The organism is Lysinibacillus sphaericus (assembly GCF_001629735.1).
GTDB lineage: Bacteria > Bacillota > Bacilli > Bacillales_A > Planococcaceae > Lysinibacillus > Lysinibacillus pinottii.
Window position 1 is genome coordinate 4,628,241 of the sequence record NZ_CP015224.1, and the last position, 19,837, is coordinate 4,648,077.

The following is a 19,837-nucleotide window of genomic DNA, read 5'->3' on the forward strand; positions in this document are numbered from 1 at the left end:
ATAAAGGGTTCTTTACGCGTTTTTCATCTTCTAAGTACAAATATAAGGTATAGTCAAATAGAAAACATCACGATTTTTAAGAATGGAATTCCATTATATTGAAGCCATACAAATCCTATTGAAAATAAACAAAAAAGGGTTTGCAGAAGGGAATAATACGCTCTATTATATAGAAGGTAGATTTACGGTATTGTCCGTAACAAAGATGGATAGTTCGGAAGGAGGGGACAAGCATGATAGAGGATAGAAATGAAAAGGATGATGTGCAATTTGACGAAGCACATTTACGAGAAATGCTCGAAGCACATAATATTGACGCATTCCGTGATGAGTTTTTAGAACTTCATCCATATGATCAGGCAACGTTTTACGAAAAGGTGGAACCTGACATAAGGAAAATCATCTATTCGTTCTTGTCTCCGACAGAAATGGCTGATATTTTTGAGGCAATCGATATTGAAGATGATGAGTATAAAGCGTATCTAGCTGAAATGGATCCATCTTATGGGGCGGAAATGCTTTCTCATATGTATGCAGATGATGCAGCAGATGTTTTAAATGAACTGGATATGGAGCAACGTGAAAGTTATCTGGAAATGATGGATGAGGAAACGGCTGAAGAAATTAATGAGCTATTAAGCTATGATGAATACACGGCTGGTTCCATTATGACAACTGAATATGTCGCTATTCCAGAAAACTCTACAGTGCGTTCAGCCATGGCAATTTTACGTAAAGAGGCACCAGATGCAGAGACCATTTATTATATATTCGTAGTAGATGAAGAGCACCGCTTGACAGGTGTTATTTCATTAAGAGATTTAATTATTGCTGAAGAGGATACACTTATTCGTTCTATTATGAATGAACGTGTCGTTATGGTACATGTAGGAGATGATCAAGAGGAAGTCGCACATATTATGAAGGATTATAATTTCTTAGCGACACCTGTTATTGATGACAAAGGTGAATTACTTGGGATTATCACAGTCGATGATATTATTGATGTTATGGATGAAGAAGCGTCTGAGGATTACTCTAAGTTAGCCGGTATTTCCGATATGGATAAATTTGATGTCACACCATTCCAAGCTGCTAGAAAACGTTTGCCATGGTTAGTGGTACTACTGTTTTTAGGAATGCTAACAGCAAATTTAATGGGCCAATTTGAAGATACTTTAGATAAGGTTGCCTTATTGGCTGTCTTTATTCCGTTGATTTCAGGAACATCCGGAAATAGTGGAACACAAGCTTTGGCCGTAGCCATTCGTGGTATTGCTACAGGAGATGTAGAAGAACATAGTAAATTCAAATTACTACTACGAGAAGCGGGCACAGGCTTAATGTCAGGAATTGTTTGCGGCTTAATTGTCATTGGTATCGTTTATTTTTGGAAGCAAGAACTAGTACTTGGGATGTTAGTAGGTGCCGCACTTTGTGGCTCGATTTTAGTTGCGACATTAGCAGGCTCTTTTATTCCATTGTTAATGCATCGATTGAAAATAGACCCAGCTGTTGCTTCTGGCCCGTTTATTACAACTTTAAATGATATTACCAGTATTTTAATTTATTTAGGTTTAGCAACGGTTTTCTTAAGTCAAATAGGCTAAGAACCAAATTACTTTCCTTCGCATATTGTATGGAAAAAGGGGAAGTGAGTATTGTGGATCAAGAACCACGCTTGTTTATAAAATCACCATCATATTTTTTAAATATTTCTAAGGTGTTGCATGAACTTGATTTGGATGAAAGTACATCTGTATACGTAAAGGACCATACTTATGTAGAGGAAACAGTTGAAGAGGAAGACGTTGTAAAGGATGTGCAGGTAGATCCGTATTTACTAAAACAACTTCAATTTTTAGAGAAACCATTTCGTCAGCGCGCCTATCAGCCACTTTTAGTTTGTTTAAAAGATGGTAGAAAATTAACGGGCTCTGCTTCAGATGTACAAAATGATTCTTTAATGCTTACCTCACTCGAATTAAAAACACAGGAAATCATTTATTTTGAAGATATAAAACAAGTACTATGGCGTGGCAGACAATTACCAACATTATAAAAAAAGTGTACAGCAGAGGATGCTGTACACTTTTTTTATGTGTGTGTGTCAAAGGTGAAAGAAATTAGTCACAAATCCCTAAGTCAACATCAGCGATACATTGTACAGCACAGAAGCAAGATAAGTCTACAGTAATACAGCTATCTGTTGAGTTCCAATCATCCACTTTACAGATTTTTTTCATATTTACGCAACAGCCGTCACGACTTAATAAATCTACTGTACTTTCGCTAGAATCGAATGTACATAGAGGCTCTAAAACACGTAAAGTCGCACAACACTCATCAAACATATCTTCAACGCGGAAGAATACGGATGTACAAATACAAGGATCTGCAGTTGGGGAATTAAAGAATGCTTTGAAAGGAGTACCGTCTTTTGTAATTAACATAAATACACGTGTATCTGCTTGAGAGCGTGCAGGACTAACAATCCCGCCTAGTGGTTCTAAGAAACAGTTAGCTGTACATGGAGAACACTCATCTCGCACCGCTTGATTTTGAATATCTAAAATAGCGCGAACTACGTCACAAACGCAGCCTGCTGAATGGATTGGTCCAATAGGATTTGTTGGCTTACCACAACCCATATTGTCACCTCCTTTCCTCGTTACTACTTCTACAATATGTACTTTTCAAATTTGGACTCGGGCTATTGTATATATGAATAGTTTTTTTATGTGTGGAGAAACTTTAAAGAAAAGGAGGGTAAAACTTGAGGCTACTTGGAATGACGTTACCTCTCTTAGTCGTTTTATTGCTGTTAAATGGTTGTGCTGAAAAAGAAAAATTTATCGTCTACGGTCCATCTCAGAATGGAAGTGAAGTCGAAGCCCTTATAAAAGAAGAGGACTATGTGGAACGTTCAACCGTTATCCATTATGACGATAGTATGCTTGTTGCAGTACAAATTAAACCATGGGAAAAGTGGAAAAAGACTAAGTTAGAGAAAAAGTTGCAAAAAAAATTTGATGAGAAATATCCAAATAAAGATGTGTTTGTCTCAGCTGATTATAAAATTTTTTATGAAGCCAATAAAATAAAAAAGGATAAGATTGAAGATAATAAATTGAGCGATAAAATTAAAGAACTTAAAGAGCTTGCAAAGGAGAAGACATAAATGGAAAAAGAGCAATATCAGCAATTGGAGCAAAATGTAACACCAAAGCCTCCATATATAAAGAATGTAGCAAAGGCGTTTTTTGTCGGTGGTCTTATTTGTACAATTGGCCAAGCTGTGTCCCTTTTTTATATTATTTTCTTCAATTTTACAGAAGCCACAGCTGGTAATCCAACCGTAGCAACAATGGTATTCTTTGCCATGTTGCTCACAGGGCTTGGTCTATATAAAAGAATTGGCCAATTTGCTGGGGCAGGCTCATCAGTACCAGTAACCGGATTTGGTAATGCTGTAATTTCCGCAGCTATTGAGCATAGATCAGAAGGCTTAGTATTAGGAGTTGGCGGTAATTTATTTAAACTAGCAGGATCAGTGGTTTTATTTGGGGTAGTCGCAGCATTTTTCGTAGCACTTATTAAATATATCTTCGTGGTGATAGGAGTGGTTTCATGGTAATCATTTTTCAATCGAAACCATCCCTATTAGCAGGGGGTGTTGTAGCAGGACCTTTAGAGAACCGGAGTATTTTTAGTCAGTATTTTGATGCTGTTTATGATGATGAGCGTTGGCAAATGAAAACCAATGAACAGGGGCATCGTAAAATGATTGAAGAAGCCTGTGATGCGGCTATGAAGAAAATGAAGGTACAAAGTGGAGATATTGATTATTTAATGGGTGGGGATTTGGTCAATCAAATGACACCGACCAATTTTGCTGCAAGAGATTTGGAAATCCCGTTTATTGGATTGTTTTCTGCATGTGCCACCTCCATTTCTTCTGTCATTATTGCCTGTCTGTTAACAGAGTTAGGTGCTGCTAATTTTTCATTAGCGGGTGCATCAAGTCAGCATAATGCGATAGAACGTCAATTTCGTTATCCTATCAATTACGGTGCACAAAAGCCACAAACTGCTCAATGGACTGTAACAGCAGCTGGCTATGCGCTAATCGGTAAACACCGTGAAGATTATCCCTCTATCGAAGCCGCCACAATTGGAAAGTCTGTTGATTACGGTATGGATGATCCTTTCCATATGGGTGCTGCAATGGCACCAGCTGCCTTTCAAACGATTCAATCTCATTTACAACAACGCAATCAAAAAATTTATCATTACGATTTAATTTTAACGGGCGATTTAGGTCAGCTGGGCTTAAAGCTTTTGAAGGGTATGCTAGTTGAAAATGGTGTGAAAAATGAGGAGCTAACCCTGCTGCGTGATGCAGGCGCTGAGTTTTATGGACAAGATGAATCCTTTCAATCAGGGGCAAGTGGTGCAGGCTGTTCAGCAGCTGTTTTTTTTAGTTACGTTCTCCAACAGATGCGAGCGGGTAGCTATAAGCGTGTATTACTAGTAGCAACTGGGGCATTATTGTCTCCACTATCGTTTCAACAGGGTGAGACGATTCCATGTACGGCGCATGCGATCGAAATTACAATGAAATGAGGCCTAAATTATGGTAATGACATTTGTATTTGCATTTATTGTTGGAGGCATTATTTGCGTCATCGGCCAATTATTAATGGATGTCGGTAATTTAACACCGGCTCATACATTAAGTACACTCGTTGTCCTCGGTGCTATATTGGATGGCATGGGGTTATATGAGCCATTAATTAATTTTGCTGGCGCAGGAGCTACCGTACCCATTACCTCTTTTGGTAATTCACTAACACACGGAGCAATGGCTGAGGCAGAAAAGCATGGACTGGTTGGCGTCTTAACAGGAATGTTTAAAGTAACAAGCTCAGGTATCAGTGCTGCTATTGTTTTTGCCTTTATCGGTGCATTAATTTTTAAGCCTAAAGGAAATATCGACTAGACGAATACCCCTCCCATTTCTACAACCAAAACATATTATAGGTTGTAGAAGGGAGGGGTGCTTTTATGGGATATCAAGGCTGGTCCTCACAACCGTATGGAAATAATGTTGGTGGGTGGAACAATAGCTATTGCGGAGGCAATAACTATAGTTATTGTGGAGGCAACAACTCTGGCTATGGTTCAACATTTGTTCTAATCGTTGTTCTATTTATTCTTTTAATTATTGTTGGCGCTACTTACATCTAATTTGATGAACATATTGTAAAGGCTTTAACTCTTATTTAGAGGGTTCACACCTAAATAAAGTTAAGGCCTCCACCATTTGTGAATGCTTCGGGCAAGTCGCAAGGTCAATTTGAGTTTTAATGATAGGAGGGAAAACATGCATCGCTCGTTATTTAATTCAATTGAGCAAAAAACAGGTGTTTCGATGGATGAAATCTTCGCATTAGCCAATGCCATTCAACATGCGGATTTTACAAGTGAAAAACAAGTAAGAAAAATCGTACGACGTGTTGCTAAAATATCTAACAGAACGATTACACAAGAGTTAGAGGATAAATTAGTACAATCTATTATTCAAGATGGAGCATCACTAGATTTCGATAAAATCACTAGAATGATGAAGTAGCGCATGGCATATCTACTTGGCAAAGCAGCTTGTTACGATAGAGTAGATAAATGGTGGCAAGCGAATTTTAGTTTAAAAAAGGGTGTTACGACATTGAACAATATCGTAACACCCTTTCATTAAATTTTTTTCTCCATTGCTCGATGTGGGATACCAGCATCCAAAAATTCTGGAGAAGTTACCGCATAGCCAAGCTTTTCATAAAAGGGAATCGCATGGCTTTGCGCGTGAAGCTTCAATGTTTCTTTAGAGATGGAAATGGCATATTTCTCCATTTCTCTCATTATTAAAGCCCCTAGTTTTTTACCGCGTTGAGATTGTAAAATACAAACCCGTTCAATTTTTGCTGTATTCTTTTCAATACTACGTAAACGAGCTGCTCCTACAGGCTCATCATCATCATACATAATAAAATGCGTTGCAGCTGCATCTTCAGCATCACATTCCAAGTGGAGTGGAACGCCTTGCTCTTCAACAAATACTTTTTTTCGTACAGCAAACGCATCATCATGTTCTTCCTTTGTTTCAACAATCTTAACGTTATACAATCATCACTCAGCTCCAGACAAACGGAATGTTTCGTATGTTGTCCATGAACCATCTTCTAATTGATATAAAAGATGAATGCGATCAATTGTATCCTTTTCATCTACACCAGTCATACGTAATTGACCAAAAATGTCGTCATGCTCGGAATCTGACATTTTTTGAGCGATTGTAATATGAGGTACAAATACATGTTTCGTTTCCCCATAAGAAATATTTTCTTGGATTTCATGTTGGAAAGCAGCTAATTGTTCAGTTGGCTCAATGCGGAAATAAATAGCATTGGTTGTAGGGAAAAACGAACTGATGCGTGATGCATGAATGTTTAAAGGCGCATATTTAGCAGCAATTTCATCTAATTGCTTAACGATGGTTTGAATTTCTTCTTCAGACGCATCAAAGCTGTCTTTTAACGTCATATGCGGTGTAATCTTCGCGAAATGGGGATCATATCGTTTGCGATACGTGTTCGCTAAATCTTGCAATTTTTTTGATGGAAATGCCACAATACCGTACTTCATAGTCCATTACCTCCCGTAAATAAACAATTTTTCTATTTAAGTATATCAGAAAATCCACTTTTCGTAATTTAATCACTCACATTAATTAAAATTTTCAATTAATGCACGTCGAAGGTCGGGTTTCCAATATTTCCATGTATGATTGCCATCAAACTCGTCATAAAATATAGAAAACCCTTTATGAATCATAAGATCATGGAGCTGACGATTAGGTGTTAAAAAATCCTTCACAGATTTATCCATAGTGACTACTTGATCTTCACCCTTGCCAACTATATGGTAAATAGAAATGGCTGCTGGATCTTTGAAGTTTTCGACAGCCTTCAAAACTTCCTCATCCACGTATGGTGATTGTAGAATAACCTTACCGAAAATACTTGGATACTTTAATGCGGCCATTAAGGAAGCTGTAGCAGCCATCGAATCTCCAATCACTCCGCGACTCATACCCATTTGATACGTGGAAAATTCGTTATCTAAATAAGGTACTAGCTCATGTGCTAAAAAGCGAAGGTAAGCTTCATGCTGCTCACCGCTAGGAATATATTTATGACGTCGATCGTTAATATCTTTGTATGGAACAAATGCAATAATTAAATTTTCGATTTCATAGTCATCAATCAGTTCATCAGCTAGTTTTGTAATACCGCCAAGCTGGAAATAATCTTTACCATCCGATGCGATTAGAATGTTGTATTTATATAGTGGAGAATAATTTGCAGGAACATAAATATAGAGCTGTAATTCTTCCTGTAATGCTTCACTATAGAATGTTAAATCCTGTACTGTTCCCTTATCCAATGATGACACTCCTTCTTGTGTTTGTAACAAAATTGTACCATATTACAAAAGTAAAGGTATAATAGGTTGGGCTAGCACTATACTAGCAATAAAATCGAAATGAGGGGTAGCTATGCATAATAAAAGTATCCGTGTGCACTCTGATGAAGTAGCCAAGGCAGCACATGCTGCGTTAATTCGTAGAGGTGTAGCGATTGAGGATATCGCAAAAATTGTTTACGAAATGCAAAAAACCTATAATGAAGGTTTAACACTGGATCATTGTGTTCATTCGGTTGAGCGTGTACTGCGTAAACGAGAAGTGCAACATGCACTTTTAGTAGGAATTGAATTAGATGAGCTAGCTGAGAAAAAATTATTATCATCACCATTACAGCAAATTATTGAATCTGATGAAGGCTTATTTGGTGTGGATGAAACGATCGCACTAGGATCTGTATTTACATATGGCAGCATTGCAGTAACTACTTTTGGTCATTTAGACAAGCAAAAAATTGGGATTATTAAAAAATTAGATACAGAGCCTGGGCATCACGTTAATACGTTTTTAGATGATTTAGTTGGCAGTATCGCGGCTTCTGCAGCATCTCGCATTGCTCATCGTATGCGTGATTTAGAGGAAGAGGGCGAAACATTTGCAGATATCGAGCCAGAAGAGCTAGGACCAAAACCAAAATCACATAATGAAATATAAAATGAGTTTCTACTATAAAAAAAGAGCCTTTTACAATATGGAGAAGGGTAGACAAAAGCCATTGAGTTTTATTCTCAATGGCTTTTCTCATTTTTATCCTAACTATAAAGAAGACTCATATAACATCACTTGATATTACTTTTTATCGTTATAAGCTTTTAAAAATTCTTTTACTTTTTCGCTATTTGCTTCGAGTTTTAACCCAGTGTCAATTAAAGGAGATACAGTTGATACGGCAGGTTTTTTATTGCCTTGGTAATAGCTAATGAACTCGTCTTGGTTGATGGAGTACAAAATCGCTTTACGTAAATCAGCTGAATCGGAAACTGCACGACCAGATGTATTCATTTGTAAATAAGAAACAGCATTGCTATCGGCTGTATTTAAAGTTAATTTATCGTCTGAATTCACAATATCTAGCTTTGTTTCTGGAACTGTTTGAAGAACATGAATTTCTCCATTCCGTAATGCTGATAAAGCACTATCAACATCAGAGATGAAACGAACATTGATTTTTGAAATTTTTGGTTCATACTCACTACCAGCACGGTATGCAGGGTTTTTCACAAATTGTGCTTCATAATCATTTTTCTTTACTAAAATATAAGGACCACTTGCATAAAGCTGGTTGTTAAAAGTTGCAGAACCTTCAGTTACCGTAGCTTGATCACCATAGGCAATATCTTTGTCAGGGTTATAGTTAGCTACATCATACGTATTTATACTTGTTACTTGCTTTTCAGATACAATACCACCAGATTGGTGTGCTAAATAATTTAACACTTGTGGAAATGGTGTTGGTGTTGTAATTTTAACGACTTGATATGAACCAGAAGCATTGTTAACAGCCCCTTTGTCCTTTGCTAATTGCGCTACAGAGGCAGGGAGATTTTGTGATAATGCTTCGAGAACTGTTTGATCAGAGCCAGATACTTTTTTATTTTGTAATTCAGCTAAATCTGAAACAATCTCTACAGTTTCAATATTTTCATGGATACTATAAGTACGGTGATCTGGTACTGAATTAGCGTCTTTAGCACGGTTTAATGAGAATACCACATCTTCAGCAGACACTAAATCACCTGTATCAACAGCTGCGCCATCTTTCACTGCTGCGAAATGAATATCGTCGCGTAAAATAAAGTAATAGTCTTGATTGCCTTCTGCCATAACATGGTTATAAGATAATGAACCATCTGAAACAACGTCATCAGTGTCTGTTAAATTAACAAGACGAACATACATATTTGTATTTAATGTATTGATGGAACCATCATTCCCTTTAATCGGATCTAGAGAAGTTAGAGAGTTAATTGTTTGGTGTAAAATTAATGGTTCAGTAGCATTTTTAGCTGAATCATTAAATTCGATTTGTTCCCATACTTGCGCACGAGATTTTGGTAAATGAACTGTTTTAGGGTTTACTAGCTCTGAGTAGATTCCCTGATACTTATTGGAAATATATAAAGGTGCAATATAAGCTTGATCAAATACTAATAATTGCTCTAAATCTTTATATTTAGCCGCTGCTTCTTCTCCAGTTAATGTACTAGCCTCATCGATTAGGGCATCTAATTTTGAATCTGCAACAACACTGTAATCTCCACCAGTTTTAAATAATCCACGAACAGCATAGTCCGGGTTACCGGTTACTGTCGTCCAGCTTGAAAGAGCAAGATCATAGTTGCCTGCTTCTTTTTGGGCAGAGAATGAACCGTAATCTGGTTGAATATTAAGCTTTACATCAAAACCGTTTTTTACTAATTGGTCTCGAACAATATTCATATCTTCTTCAGAAGCTGCCATGCCTAATACTTCAATGGCTACTTTGCCCTTGCTCTTGTCACTATCTTTTGAATCTTTATTTCCTTCTACGTCAGTTTTCGTCTGTACACAGCCAGCTAAAGCTAATACTGCGACGAATAAAAATACAAGTAATTTCTTCATAGGTACCTCCAGTTAATTTGTTTTTGGATCTAAAGCATCTCGTAAGCCATCTCCTAAGAAGTTAAAGGAGAGGACAAGAAGCATAATACCAAGACCTGGGAAAATCGCAACATAAGAATGAGTTTCCAGGTACGTACTACCAACTTTTAAAATATTGCCCCATTCCGGGATGTGAGGTTCAATACCAAGCCCTAAAAAACTTAAACTACTTGTTGAAATAACTGCTCCACCAATTGTTAGTGTTGCTTTGACAATCATAGGTGCTAATGAATTAGGAACAATGTGCTTGAAAATAATAGCCGCATCAGATGCTCCCAAAGCTCTGGCAGATTCAACAAATTCATAATTTGCTAATTGCATGACATTTGCTCGCATGGTACGTGCATAGGTTGGGATTGCCCCCACACTAAGTGCAATAATGAGATTGATCGTGTTAGCACCAAATGCAGCAATAATAGCAATGGCCAACAAAATGCCCGGAATAGCATATAAAATATCTAGGCTTCGCATGATGACATTGTCAGTTGTTTTTCCGTAATAGCCGGAAAATGCCCCTAACGCACCTCCGACTAACGCAGGAATAATCGTTGAGAAAAATCCGACGATTAATGAAATACGTGCCCCAAATACAATACGGGAGAATAAATCTCGCCCATAATTATCTGTGCCTAGAGGATATTCTAATGAAGGTGTTTGCAGCAGAGCACCGTAGTTATTTTCTGTAGCAAAGTCATAGTCAAAGGTCCAAGTGCTTGTGACAGACAATGAAAACATAAAGATAATGAAAAATAACCCGAATACAGCCATCGTATTACGTAAAATCTTTTCCCATATTTTTTGCCACTTTTCAATAGAAGAAGGGTTTGCCCTTCTAGCCTTTTGAATAAGACTATAACCTAGTAATGTAGCAAATAGATTACCAGTGAAAGTAGCCAATAGTAATAAAACACCTGGAATAAGCATCCATCTTGGGGCCGCTGTAGGTGTGACAAACTTAACGCATAAAATGGTCATCACGATATAAATAAGCGCAAGTATGAAGAAAACACCCATCGCCAGTAAAAAGGTATCAGTTACATATGGTTTAAATAAGTTCAATGCTGCAATACCAATGATGAATAATTGTGTAATAAAGGCATAAGCAGCAAACGTATATTCGGCAGTCTTTCTTGTGGACACAAGCATAAACGCAAATGATGTAGAAAAAATATTGCCAGAAAGAACTGTTAATAATAGCGGATAGCCGAAAATACGAGTGCTTCTTTGGATCTCACCAAACTTTGCTAAATCCCTTTTTATTCGTAAATTTACAAAAGCCACATAGATCGTAGTAATGGCATAAATAACAAAGAATAGTAGTACAATGGGTCGCCAGCTATGGGTAGAAAAATTATAGCTATAGGCTAGAAACAATAAAGAAAACAGTAAGGAAAAGACAAAGGTAAAATGAGAATTGACATATTCCTGTGTAATCTTCAAGAGTAGTTTGACATGTAAGATGTTTTTCACAGGTGATCCTCCTTTAAGACTTCTTCATTTTCGAGCGAATGCGTGGATCAAAAAAGGCATACATGATATCAATCAATAAATTGACAATGGAAATCGTTATAGCGATATAAACAACGCCTCCAAGGATTGCGGGAATATCAGGAATAAATTGTTTATCAACAATATAGCTACCAATCCCACTAATATTGAACACCTTTTCTGTAACAGATGCGCCTCCCAACATACCTCCAAAAAGAAGTCCAATCACCGTAATAATAGGAATCATGGCATTACGAATGGCATGTTTTGAAATTACTTTAAATTCATTCAAGCCTTTTGCTTTAGCTGTAATAATGTAATCCTCGTGAATCACCTCAAGCATACTAGACCTTGTCATCCTGGCTATGGATGCCGTAATGGATGTCCCCAAGACAATAACTGGCATAATAAGGGATAACCAATTTTGGGGGTTATAGGTCGCTGGAAACCATTGTAGCTTTAACGCGAACGTTAAAATAAAGATTAAACCTTGCCAAAAGCTTGGAATGGATAAACCAATTAAAGCAATAAACATAAAGGTATAATCCAAATACGAATTTGGACGAACCGCTGAAATAATACCTACTGGAATGGCGATAGCAATCGCCATTAACAGTGATAATACGGCTATTTCAAGTGTGACAGGAAATTTATTTGTAATGCTGTGCGTAATATCTTCTTTACCTGCAAAGGATGTGCCTAAGTCAAAAGTAAATAGGCCAGATAGTGAATGCCATAATTGAGATAAATAAGGTTGATCCAAACCATGAATGCGATTAAAGTTGGCGATTTGCTCTGCTGTCGCTTCAACACCGAGCAAGTTTCTGGCTGGATCGAAAGGTGATAGATACAAAATTGTAAACACTAACGTTGCCACTCCAACAATGACAATGAAGCTTTGTAAAATTCTTTCAATGATAAATTGCAAAAACGGGTTCGCACATAAGATTAGCACGACATAAAATAAAACAGCTGGTAGAAAGGTAAGAGCTACAAAATATTTGTTTTTCAGTTGCTGATTAAAAAATTGATCATAAGTTAATGGTTGTATACCTTCATTTTGTAAATCTTGGTCCACTAGCTGTTGAAGCCTTTGTTTGGCTAATTCATTAGCAGTTTGCTGTATTTGCGATGATGACGCAGCCTCTTGAAAAAATGAAGCTTTTGCTATTTCTTGCTGTTCAAATGATTGCTGCCAATGTGCAAATAAACCATTTTCTAAGTAATATTGACTACGCAATTCAAAAGCCTGATCATAAGTATTTGAATGTTTCTTATTCCGATAGATAAAGTATGTAAATGGATGAACCAAAATACTTAAAAGGAAAAGTAGTATATTGTAAGGCTTTTGGTGCATTAGTTTTTGATAAACCATAGAAAAGAACATAAATTCCTTAGGTTTTAAATGATTTTTTGAAGTAACCATGCATTTCCTCCAAGCGTTAATAAAATATTCAACACTATATTGTATAATTCCTATCAGTATTGTAAAGTATGGATTATAGTTGAAAGTAAGTCAATCACAAATTTCAAAAAGGATGGGTCGAATGAGCGAAAAGCTTTTAGAAATCAATAATCTTCGCGTTTCCTTTATCACTGGGGAGACAGAGTTTGAAGCTGTAAAAGATGTAAACTTCCATCTAAATAAAGGTGAAACACTCGGAATTGTAGGTGAATCTGGGAGCGGAAAAAGTGTAACAGCACGTTCCATTATGCGCTTATTACCATCTCCACCTTCATTTTTAAAATCGGGTAATATTATATTTAAAGGTCAGGAGTTAACGGAATTAGCGGAAAAACAAATGGAAACAATTCGTGGAAAAGATATTAGCATGATTTTTCAGGATCCTATGACATCTACAAACCCTACTATAAGAATAGGAGATCAAGTGGCTGAAAGTTTAATCAAGCATCAATCTATGTCAAAGACCGAAGCCTACACAAAAACCATTGAATTATTAAAACTTGTTGGCATTCGTGATGCAGAAGAGCGTTATCGACAATATCCACATGAATTTTCAGGTGGTATGCGACAACGTGTAATGATAGCTATGGCACTTGCATGTAATCCATCACTGCTGATTGCGGATGAGCCAACGACTGCATTGGATGTAACCATTCAAGCCCAAATTTTGAAATTGATGCGAGATATGCAAAAGAAAATGGGCACATCTATTATTTTAATTACACATGATTTAGGCGTCGTTGCTGGTATGTGTGATCGTCTCATTGTCATGAAAGAAGGAGAAATTGTTGAACAAGGGACGACGGAAGAGATTTTTGCGAATGCGCAACATCCATATACCCAAAAATTATTGAATGCGCTACCAAAACTACATGAAAAAAAGCAGCCAAAAGAAATTTCCAATATCCAACCAGGTATTGACCCAAATAAACCTTTGATAGAAGTCACACATCTGTCAAAGGAATTTTCATTAGGCAAAGGCCAAACATTAAGAGCTGTCAATGATTTATCGTTTCATATACTTCCAGGGGAAACTTTAGGCTTAGTAGGCGAATCAGGATCAGGTAAATCTACCACAGGCCGAACTATTCTACAGCTTCATCAACCTACTAATGGAGAAGTTTTATACCAGGGGATTCCTGTCACGAGACTAACGAAAAAGCAATTGAAGGCGATGCGTCGCCATATGCAAATTATTTTTCAAGACCCCTATTCATCGTTAAATCCTCGAAAAAAAATCTTAGATATTATTGGGGAAGCTCTTGATATTCATGGCCTAGTGAAGTCACATGATGAAAGACTAGGACGAGTGGAGGAACTGCTTGAGCTTGTTGGTTTGAAGAAAGAACATGCTATGCGCTATCCACATGAATTTTCTGGAGGTCAACGACAACGGATTGGGATTGCGAGAGCATTAGCGGTCGAGCCCAATTTTATAGTTTGTGATGAACCATTATCGGCCCTAGACGTATCCATTCAAAAACAAATTGTGGATTTACTAAAGGAATTACAACAAAAGCTTGGGTTGACGTATTTATTTATTGCACATGATTTATCGATGGTGAAGCATATTAGTGATCGGGTAGCAGTTATGTATGCGGGGAAAATTGTAGAATTGGCTGAAAGTGAAGAGCTATATGCAAACCCACAGCATCCCTATACACGTGCACTATTACAATCCATTCCAATTCCCGATCCAGCGATTGAAAAGCAGAAATATAGTGATGCTGAAAATACAGACGACGTGAAAGTTCACTACGAGGTAGAAAATAGCCAGCTGGTAGAGGTTTCTCCAAATCATTGGGTAGCCGTTTCAACATGATGGCTGTCATATTATAGGACAATAGAGACAGGTAGCAGGTTTCTACTGAAATGAACAACCTTTAATTAAACTATATTAAAGCATAGGATGGAATATCTACATTACATGTACATATTTATTTGCATAAATAAAATGTAGTTGCATATAATGGAAATTCTTTAATACATTCAAAGAATTATAGAAAAATATATATTTGTTACAAGGGGATTATGTAGTGACTGTACATAATCTTTTTGATTTAGAATAATTTTGAATCTATATAAAAAGGGCTAGGACATGTTATTATTAGTGTAAATAAATAGCTGAGGGAGATAAAAGTGAAACAATCAGATATTAAAACGCTAATAACTAGTGGAACAATTATTTTGGCTGTTGTTTTATATTTAATATTTAAATAAATATATGTATAAAAGTCTTCAGTTGTTACAATGACTGAAGGCTTTTAATTTCAATACAGGAGTATTATAAAAGGTAGGAAGGAAGCTATTTATAGGAAAATTAGTTAACGGAGGAGATTTTTTAATTTTAATAGGGGATATTAATTAGAAAGTAGCGTGTAAATTTGAAGAAAATTATTTTTGCTTTATTCATTTCTACATTGGTTTTGAATGCATGCACAGAAGAAACTAGTACGAATATCATTAAGACTGACGATATAGAAGATCTAATATCTTCAACGATAGAAAATGCAGAGAAACACGATGTAAGTCAGTTTGAAGAATATGAACTAGAAAGTGTCATTGACGGCGACACAATACGAATAAAATATAATGGAAGCTCTGAAAAAGTTCGTTTTTTACTTGTTGATACCCCGGAAACTAATCATGAGACACTAGGAGAGCAACCATACGGACCAGAAGCTAAAGAATTTACTAAACAACTATTAGCTGGTCAAGATACAGTCTATTTAGAGTTTGACGTTTCTTATCGTGATAAATATAAAAGACTACTTGCCTATATTTATACCAAAGAAGGTATAAGTGTTCAGGAGCAGTTGTTAAAAAATGGATTAGCACGTGTAGCATATATATATAATCCAAATACTAAGCATGTAGATTGGTTTAAATCGATTCAAAAAATTGCACAACAATCAGCTATTGGGATATGGTCAGTTGAAGACTATGTAACAAATCGTGGATACGATAAAGATGTATACGATGCTGCCATAAAAGAAGGAAACCAGTCTAACATAGCTGAGGATAAATCGAATACCAATAACAAGAAGGACAGGTGCGAAATCAAAGGAAATATTAATTCCAAAGGTAACAAAATTTATCATATGCCAGGGCAACGGGACTATGATAATACAGTAGCTGAGGAGATGTTCTGCACTGAAGAAGAAGCAGAAGCCGCTGGGTTTATTCCAGCTAAGCAATAAAATCAAGTATTTCTGCTCCTATAAAATATCTGAGTCAGGTAACCCCTGTGCTCAGATATTTTTTTTGATCAACATGGGTGATTGAGTCTAAAATAGCTAGCGTACTGTTGAAGAACTTGGTATATCCGAAAAAAATTTAAATGAAAAGAGTAGTAGATTGAGCTTTTAAGGAAGCGTTATATTTTCTAAATTTTAGGATGAGTCAACTCATGTGAATAGCATTTGATGCATACAAGCAACCATCATTTAAGTATTGACATACTAAGTATAGGAATTATATATTTATCCCAGTTAAATTTTTTGAATATTCATTATATATTAACTTGTACCTACAACGTGTTGACGTGTAGTTGTGTTGTTATGGATAATTGAGGTTATTTACGTTTATGAATACAGGGCCATAAGGATGAAACGAGGGGGAAAAAAATGAAAAAAATAAGAATAGGTGTTATTGGAGCTGGTTTAAGAGGGGGCTTGGCACAATACTGGCATAAGCCTACCGGGGAATCAGAAATAGTAGCGTTAGCCGATATTTCTCAAGAACGTTTAGAAAAATTTCAGGAGAAATTTGATACACCTTTATTTTTAACAAAGGACTATAAAGAGTTATTAACAAGAGATGACATCGATGCAATTGCGGTTTTATCGCCAGATTATTTACATGAGGAACATATTATTACTTGTTTAAAAGCGGGTAAGCATGTGTATGCGGAAAAACCATTAGCCATAACGGTAGAAGGTTGCGATCGAATATTAGATGCATGGGAAAAATCAGGAAAGCATCTCATGGTGGGCTTTAATATGCGCTATATGAGTATGTATCAAACGATGAAAGGCCTAATTGATTCAGGTGCCATTGGAGAACTAAAGGCAATATGGGTGCGACATTTTGTTGGATTCGGTGGTTATTTCTACTACCACGATTGGCATGGTAATTCAAAAAATACAACCTCTTTACTACTTCAAAAAGGCTCACATGATTTAGATGTCATTCATTGGATTTCAGGGAAATATACGCAGAAAGTATCTGCGTTTGGTAGCTTAGATTATTATGGTGGAAATCAGCCAAATACATTAACATGTCCTACCTGCGATCAGAAAAAAACTTGTCCAGAATATGTTGCCCATACATTTACAGAATGTGCGTTCCGTGAAGAAATTGATGTGGAGGATAATAATATGGTCATGATGGAATTAGAAGGTGGCATAAAGGCTTCTTATTTACAATGTCACTTCACACCAGATTATTCGCGGAATTATACATTTATTGGTACGAAGGGGCGTATTGAAAATGATGATATCAATAATAAAATTTATTTAAAAACACGAAAATCAAATTCTTGGGAGGAACTAAGTAATGTTGTTTACGAAATGAAGCCTGAGGAAGGAAGCCATGGTGGTGCTGATCCAAAAATTGCCCAAGATTTTGTAGAACTCATCCTCTACGATAAGAAACCTTTAACAACGCCATTTGCCGGACGAATGAGTGTAGCAGTGGGTTGCGCGGCTACAGAATCCATTCGTAGCGGAGGTAAGGTTATTGAGATTCAGAAGGAATCTACCATTCTGCAACATTGATAAATAGGGGGTGTAGTCATGACGCTTTTAGATAAAACAACTGTTGAGGAAAAGCCATTTAAAACAAAACGTTTTTTCAAAAAGCAATCAAAGGTAAAGAAAAATCACCTGGTTGAGTGGAAAAAATCTATCAAAAAAAATTGGGAGCTCTATTTATTACTAGCCCCTGTTATCCTTTACTTTCTAGTTTTCCATTATTACCCACTATATGGTTTGCAAATTGCCTTTAAAGATTTTATTGCTACTAAGGGAATTATGGGGAGTCCGTGGGTAGGATTAAAGCATTTTGAACGCTTTTTTGATAGCTACTATTTTTGGCGTTTAATCAGAAACACAATTGGGATTGGCGTATTTACGCTACTTATTTCTTTTCCAATACCCATCATTATCGCCTTGCTACTAAATGAAGTGAAGAGTCTTCGTTTTAAAAAATTTGTACAGACAGTCATTTATGCCCCACATTTTTTATCCACAGTAGTAGTTGTTGGGATGCTATTACTATTCTTAAAATCGGATGGGATGATTAACCAAATGATTATGTTGTTTGGGGGTACACCCGTAGATTTTATTTCAGAACCTACATGGTTTAAATCCATATATGTACTGTCTGATGTTTGGCAAACGATGGGATGGAGTTCCATCATCTATATTGCAGCTTTGGCTGCCGTAGATCCAGCACAGCATGAGGCAGCAATGATAGACGGAGCATCAAAATTTCAAAGGATTATTCATATCAATATTCCTGCGATTTTGCCGACGATTATCATTTTATTTATCTTAAATGTAGGATCTGTCATGGCCATTGGATTTGAAAAAGTATTTTTAATGCAAAATGATTTAAATATGTCGGCATCAGATGTTATATCCACTTTTGTTTATCGTAGCGGAATTTTAGAGGCACAATATAGCTTTTCGGCAGCAGTTGGTTTATTCAACTCTATCATTAATTTTATCCTCCTTATTATGGTTAATAGAATAGCTAAAAAAGTGAGTGATACAAGTTTATGGTAAAGGAGAGATTGACATGAAAGAATCAAAGGGCGATCGTGCGTTTACTATCTTTAATTATATTTTTTTAGCCATTGTAGCAGTTGTTGTTTTGTATCCACTTATTTTTGTTTTGAGTGCTTCTCTTAGTAATCCTGAGTATGTCATTTCAGGGGATCTATGGCTATGGCCAAAGGAATTTACAGTGGAGGCTTACGAAAAAGTATTCCAAAATCCAGATATTATTAATGGATTTATTAACACGTTGAAATACACATTCTTTGGAACGTTACTTAATATCGTGATGACCATTTGTGCAGCCTACCCTCTCTCTCGTAGACATTTGAAAGGAAAGGGCTTTATTATGGCATTTATGGTATTCACCATGTTTTTCAGTGGGGGATTAATTCCTACCTATCTATTAATCCGTGATTTGGGCATGATAAATACATTTTGGGTCATGATTATTCCGAATGCAGTAGCTGTATGGAACATCATTATTATGCGGACATTTTTTCAATCCATTCCATATGAATTAGAGGAATCGGCCATGATTGATGGTGCAGGGAACTTCCGTATTTTATGGAGTATCGTACTTCCATTATCATTACCTGTTATGGCAGTCATGGTTTTATTTTACGCTGTAGGACATTGGAACTCTTATTTCCAGGCATTGATTTACTTGCAAGACCAAGATAAGTTTCCATTACAACTTATTCTGAGGCAAATATTAATTCAAGGACAAGCTGACGATATGATTAAAGCGACGTCAGAAAGCTTTTTAGCTCAAAAACTTAGCGTTGAAGGGTTAAAATACGCAGTTTTAATCGTTGCTAACCTACCAATGTTAATGCTTTATCCATTCTTACAAAGATATTTTGTAAAAGGTGTCATGATTGGTTCATTAAAAGGTTAAAGAACAGGGGCGATTTTAAG

Annotated in this window: 21 protein-coding genes; 14 read left to right on the forward strand and 7 right to left on the reverse strand. The window is 36.4% G+C overall.

Annotated elements, in window-relative coordinates; genetic code table 11:
- Positions 1 to 233: 233 nt before the first annotated feature.
- Both mgtE and A2J09_RS22420 read left to right on the forward strand, forming a co-directional pair.
- On the forward strand, positions 234 to 1,610 hold the full coding sequence (gene mgtE / locus A2J09_RS22415) for a magnesium transporter (protein ID WP_012292967.1): 1,377 nt from the start codon (positions 234 to 236) through the stop codon (positions 1,608 to 1,610).
- A gap of 53 nt (positions 1,611 to 1,663) precedes the next feature.
- A complete protein-coding gene (locus A2J09_RS22420; protein WP_230584342.1) occupies positions 1,664 to 2,062 on the forward strand; it encodes a hypothetical protein in 399 nt (132 codons plus the stop codon).
- Between the two features lie 64 nt (positions 2,063 to 2,126).
- On the opposite strand, the gene A2J09_RS22425 is transcribed toward A2J09_RS22420, so the two are convergent.
- The gene (locus A2J09_RS22425; RefSeq protein WP_008174263.1) at positions 2,127 to 2,651 is read right to left on the reverse strand and encodes a CotY/CotZ family spore coat protein; all 525 of its coding nucleotides are present in this window, start codon (positions 2,649 to 2,651) and stop codon (positions 2,127 to 2,129) included.
- Positions 2,652 to 2,776: 125 nt separating this feature from the next.
- Between A2J09_RS22425 and A2J09_RS22430 the strand changes: the two genes are divergently transcribed.
- From A2J09_RS22430 to A2J09_RS22455, 6 genes are all read left to right on the forward strand, one after another.
- On the forward strand, positions 2,777 to 3,181 hold the full coding sequence (locus A2J09_RS22430) for a YhcN/YlaJ family sporulation lipoprotein (RefSeq protein ID WP_227256903.1): 405 nt from the start codon (positions 2,777 to 2,779) through the stop codon (positions 3,179 to 3,181).
- Entirely contained in the window at positions 3,182 to 3,637 is a 456-nt protein-coding gene (gene spoVAC, locus A2J09_RS22435; RefSeq protein WP_012292970.1) for a stage V sporulation protein AC, read from the forward strand.
- On the forward strand, positions 3,631 to 4,626 hold the full coding sequence (locus A2J09_RS22440) for a stage V sporulation protein AD (protein ID WP_012292971.1): 996 nt from the start codon (positions 3,631 to 3,633) through the stop codon (positions 4,624 to 4,626). The genes spoVAC and A2J09_RS22440 overlap by 7 nt, the downstream gene beginning before the upstream one ends.
- A 16-nt stretch (positions 4,627 to 4,642) precedes the next feature.
- Positions 4,643 to 5,002, forward strand: a complete 360-nt coding sequence (spoVAE, locus tag A2J09_RS22445; protein ID WP_008174255.1) for a stage V sporulation protein AE — start codon at positions 4,643 to 4,645, stop codon at positions 5,000 to 5,002.
- 65 nt (positions 5,003 to 5,067) lie between these two features.
- On the forward strand, positions 5,068 to 5,250 hold the full coding sequence (locus A2J09_RS24560; protein ID WP_012292972.1) for a YjcZ family sporulation protein: 183 nt from the start codon (positions 5,068 to 5,070) through the stop codon (positions 5,248 to 5,250).
- Positions 5,251 to 5,386: 136 nt separating this feature from the next.
- A complete protein-coding gene (locus A2J09_RS22455) occupies positions 5,387 to 5,635 on the forward strand; it encodes a stage VI sporulation protein F (protein WP_008174251.1) in 249 nt (82 codons plus the stop codon).
- Positions 5,636 to 5,754: 119 nt separating this feature from the next.
- Here the strand turns inward: A2J09_RS22455 and A2J09_RS22460 are convergent, their stop codons facing one another.
- The 3 genes from A2J09_RS22460 to A2J09_RS22470 form a co-directional block, all read right to left on the reverse strand.
- Positions 5,755 to 6,183 (reverse strand): GNAT family N-acetyltransferase, encoded by a 429-nt coding sequence (locus A2J09_RS22460; protein WP_012292974.1) that lies wholly within the window; start codon positions 6,181 to 6,183, stop codon positions 5,755 to 5,757.
- Between the two features lie 3 nt (positions 6,184 to 6,186).
- Entirely contained in the window at positions 6,187 to 6,702 is a 516-nt protein-coding gene (locus A2J09_RS22465) for a YjcG family protein (RefSeq protein WP_012292975.1), read from the reverse strand.
- An 81-nt stretch (positions 6,703 to 6,783) separates the two neighbouring features.
- The gene (locus A2J09_RS22470) at positions 6,784 to 7,503 is read right to left on the reverse strand and encodes an alpha/beta hydrolase (protein ID WP_036160853.1); all 720 of its coding nucleotides are present in this window, start codon (positions 7,501 to 7,503) and stop codon (positions 6,784 to 6,786) included.
- Positions 7,504 to 7,615: 112 nt separating this feature from the next.
- Here A2J09_RS22470 and A2J09_RS22475 point away from each other — a divergent pair, with 112 nt between their 5' ends.
- Positions 7,616 to 8,197: a phosphatidylglycerophosphatase A family protein gene (locus A2J09_RS22475; RefSeq protein WP_008174245.1), complete on the forward strand. Its 582-nt coding sequence runs from the start codon at positions 7,616 to 7,618 to the stop codon at positions 8,195 to 8,197.
- Between the two features lie 135 nt (positions 8,198 to 8,332).
- Here A2J09_RS22475 and A2J09_RS22480 read toward each other — a convergent pair whose 3' ends face one another.
- Genes A2J09_RS22480 through A2J09_RS22490 form a run of 3 tightly spaced genes read right to left on the reverse strand, consistent with a single transcriptional unit; the run spans position 8,333 to position 13,097 of the window.
- The gene (locus A2J09_RS22480; protein ID WP_012292977.1) at positions 8,333 to 10,144 is read right to left on the reverse strand and encodes an ABC transporter substrate-binding protein; all 1,812 of its coding nucleotides are present in this window, start codon (positions 10,142 to 10,144) and stop codon (positions 8,333 to 8,335) included.
- A 12-nt stretch (positions 10,145 to 10,156) separates the two neighbouring features.
- Complete coding sequence (locus tag A2J09_RS22485) at positions 10,157 to 11,653, reverse strand: ABC transporter permease (RefSeq protein WP_012292978.1); 1,497 nt, start codon at positions 11,651 to 11,653, stop codon at positions 10,157 to 10,159.
- Between the two features lie 13 nt (positions 11,654 to 11,666).
- Positions 11,667 to 13,097, reverse strand: coding sequence for an ABC transporter permease (locus tag A2J09_RS22490; protein ID WP_012292979.1), 1,431 nt, complete (start codon positions 13,095 to 13,097; stop codon positions 11,667 to 11,669).
- A gap of 121 nt (positions 13,098 to 13,218) precedes the next feature.
- Between A2J09_RS22490 and A2J09_RS22495 the strand changes: the two genes are divergently transcribed.
- From A2J09_RS22495 to A2J09_RS22515, 5 genes are all read left to right on the forward strand, one after another.
- A complete protein-coding gene (locus A2J09_RS22495) occupies positions 13,219 to 14,958 on the forward strand; it encodes an ABC transporter ATP-binding protein (RefSeq protein WP_031418773.1) in 1,740 nt (579 codons plus the stop codon).
- Positions 14,959 to 15,520: 562 nt separating this feature from the next.
- A complete protein-coding gene (locus A2J09_RS22500; RefSeq protein ID WP_012292981.1) occupies positions 15,521 to 16,336 on the forward strand; it encodes a thermonuclease family protein in 816 nt (271 codons plus the stop codon).
- A 426-nt stretch (positions 16,337 to 16,762) separates the two neighbouring features.
- Positions 16,763 to 17,914, forward strand: coding sequence for a Gfo/Idh/MocA family protein (locus tag A2J09_RS22505; RefSeq protein WP_012292982.1), 1,152 nt, complete (start codon positions 16,763 to 16,765; stop codon positions 17,912 to 17,914).
- 18 nt (positions 17,915 to 17,932) lie between these two features.
- The gene (locus A2J09_RS22510) at positions 17,933 to 18,925 is read left to right on the forward strand and encodes an ABC transporter permease (RefSeq protein ID WP_012292983.1); all 993 of its coding nucleotides are present in this window, start codon (positions 17,933 to 17,935) and stop codon (positions 18,923 to 18,925) included.
- Positions 18,926 to 18,938: 13 nt separating this feature from the next.
- Complete coding sequence (locus A2J09_RS22515) at positions 18,939 to 19,817, forward strand: carbohydrate ABC transporter permease (protein WP_031418776.1); 879 nt, start codon at positions 18,939 to 18,941, stop codon at positions 19,815 to 19,817.
- The last annotated feature ends 20 nt before the right edge of the window (positions 19,818 to 19,837 follow it).

What these genes read in the sequence shown, in the direction of transcription:
- A2J09_RS22495 (WP_031418773.1), top strand. Translation starts at nt 13,219, where the DNA reads ATGAGCGAAAAGCTTTTAGAAATCAATAATCTTCGCGTTTCCTTTATC.
- mgtE (WP_012292967.1), top strand. Translation starts at nt 234, where the DNA reads ATGATAGAGGATAGAAATGAAAAGGATGATGTGCAATTTGACGAAGCA.
- A2J09_RS22475 (WP_008174245.1), top strand. Translation starts at nt 7,616, where the DNA reads ATGCATAATAAAAGTATCCGTGTGCACTCTGATGAAGTAGCCAAGGCA.
- A2J09_RS22490 (WP_012292979.1), bottom strand. Translation starts at nt 13,097, where the DNA reads ATGGTTACTTCAAAAAATCATTTAAAACCTAAGGAATTTATGTTCTTT.
- spoVAE (WP_008174255.1), top strand. Translation starts at nt 4,643, where the DNA reads ATGACATTTGTATTTGCATTTATTGTTGGAGGCATTATTTGCGTCATC.
- A2J09_RS22455 (WP_008174251.1), top strand. Translation starts at nt 5,387, where the DNA reads ATGCATCGCTCGTTATTTAATTCAATTGAGCAAAAAACAGGTGTTTCG.
- A2J09_RS22465 (WP_012292975.1), bottom strand. Translation starts at nt 6,702, where the DNA reads ATGAAGTACGGTATTGTGGCATTTCCATCAAAAAAATTGCAAGATTTA.
- A2J09_RS22425 (WP_008174263.1), bottom strand. Translation starts at nt 2,651, where the DNA reads ATGGGTTGTGGTAAGCCAACAAATCCTATTGGACCAATCCATTCAGCA.
- A2J09_RS22510 (WP_012292983.1), top strand. Translation starts at nt 17,933, where the DNA reads ATGACGCTTTTAGATAAAACAACTGTTGAGGAAAAGCCATTTAAAACA.
- A2J09_RS24560 (WP_012292972.1), top strand. Translation starts at nt 5,068, where the DNA reads ATGGGATATCAAGGCTGGTCCTCACAACCGTATGGAAATAATGTTGGT.
- A2J09_RS22515 (WP_031418776.1), top strand. Translation starts at nt 18,939, where the DNA reads ATGAAAGAATCAAAGGGCGATCGTGCGTTTACTATCTTTAATTATATT.
- A2J09_RS22440 (WP_012292971.1), top strand. Translation starts at nt 3,631, where the DNA reads ATGGTAATCATTTTTCAATCGAAACCATCCCTATTAGCAGGGGGTGTT.
- A2J09_RS22480 (WP_012292977.1), bottom strand. Translation starts at nt 10,144, where the DNA reads ATGAAGAAATTACTTGTATTTTTATTCGTCGCAGTATTAGCTTTAGCT.
- A2J09_RS22505 (WP_012292982.1), top strand. Translation starts at nt 16,763, where the DNA reads ATGAAAAAAATAAGAATAGGTGTTATTGGAGCTGGTTTAAGAGGGGGC.
- spoVAC (WP_012292970.1), top strand. Translation starts at nt 3,182, where the DNA reads ATGGAAAAAGAGCAATATCAGCAATTGGAGCAAAATGTAACACCAAAG.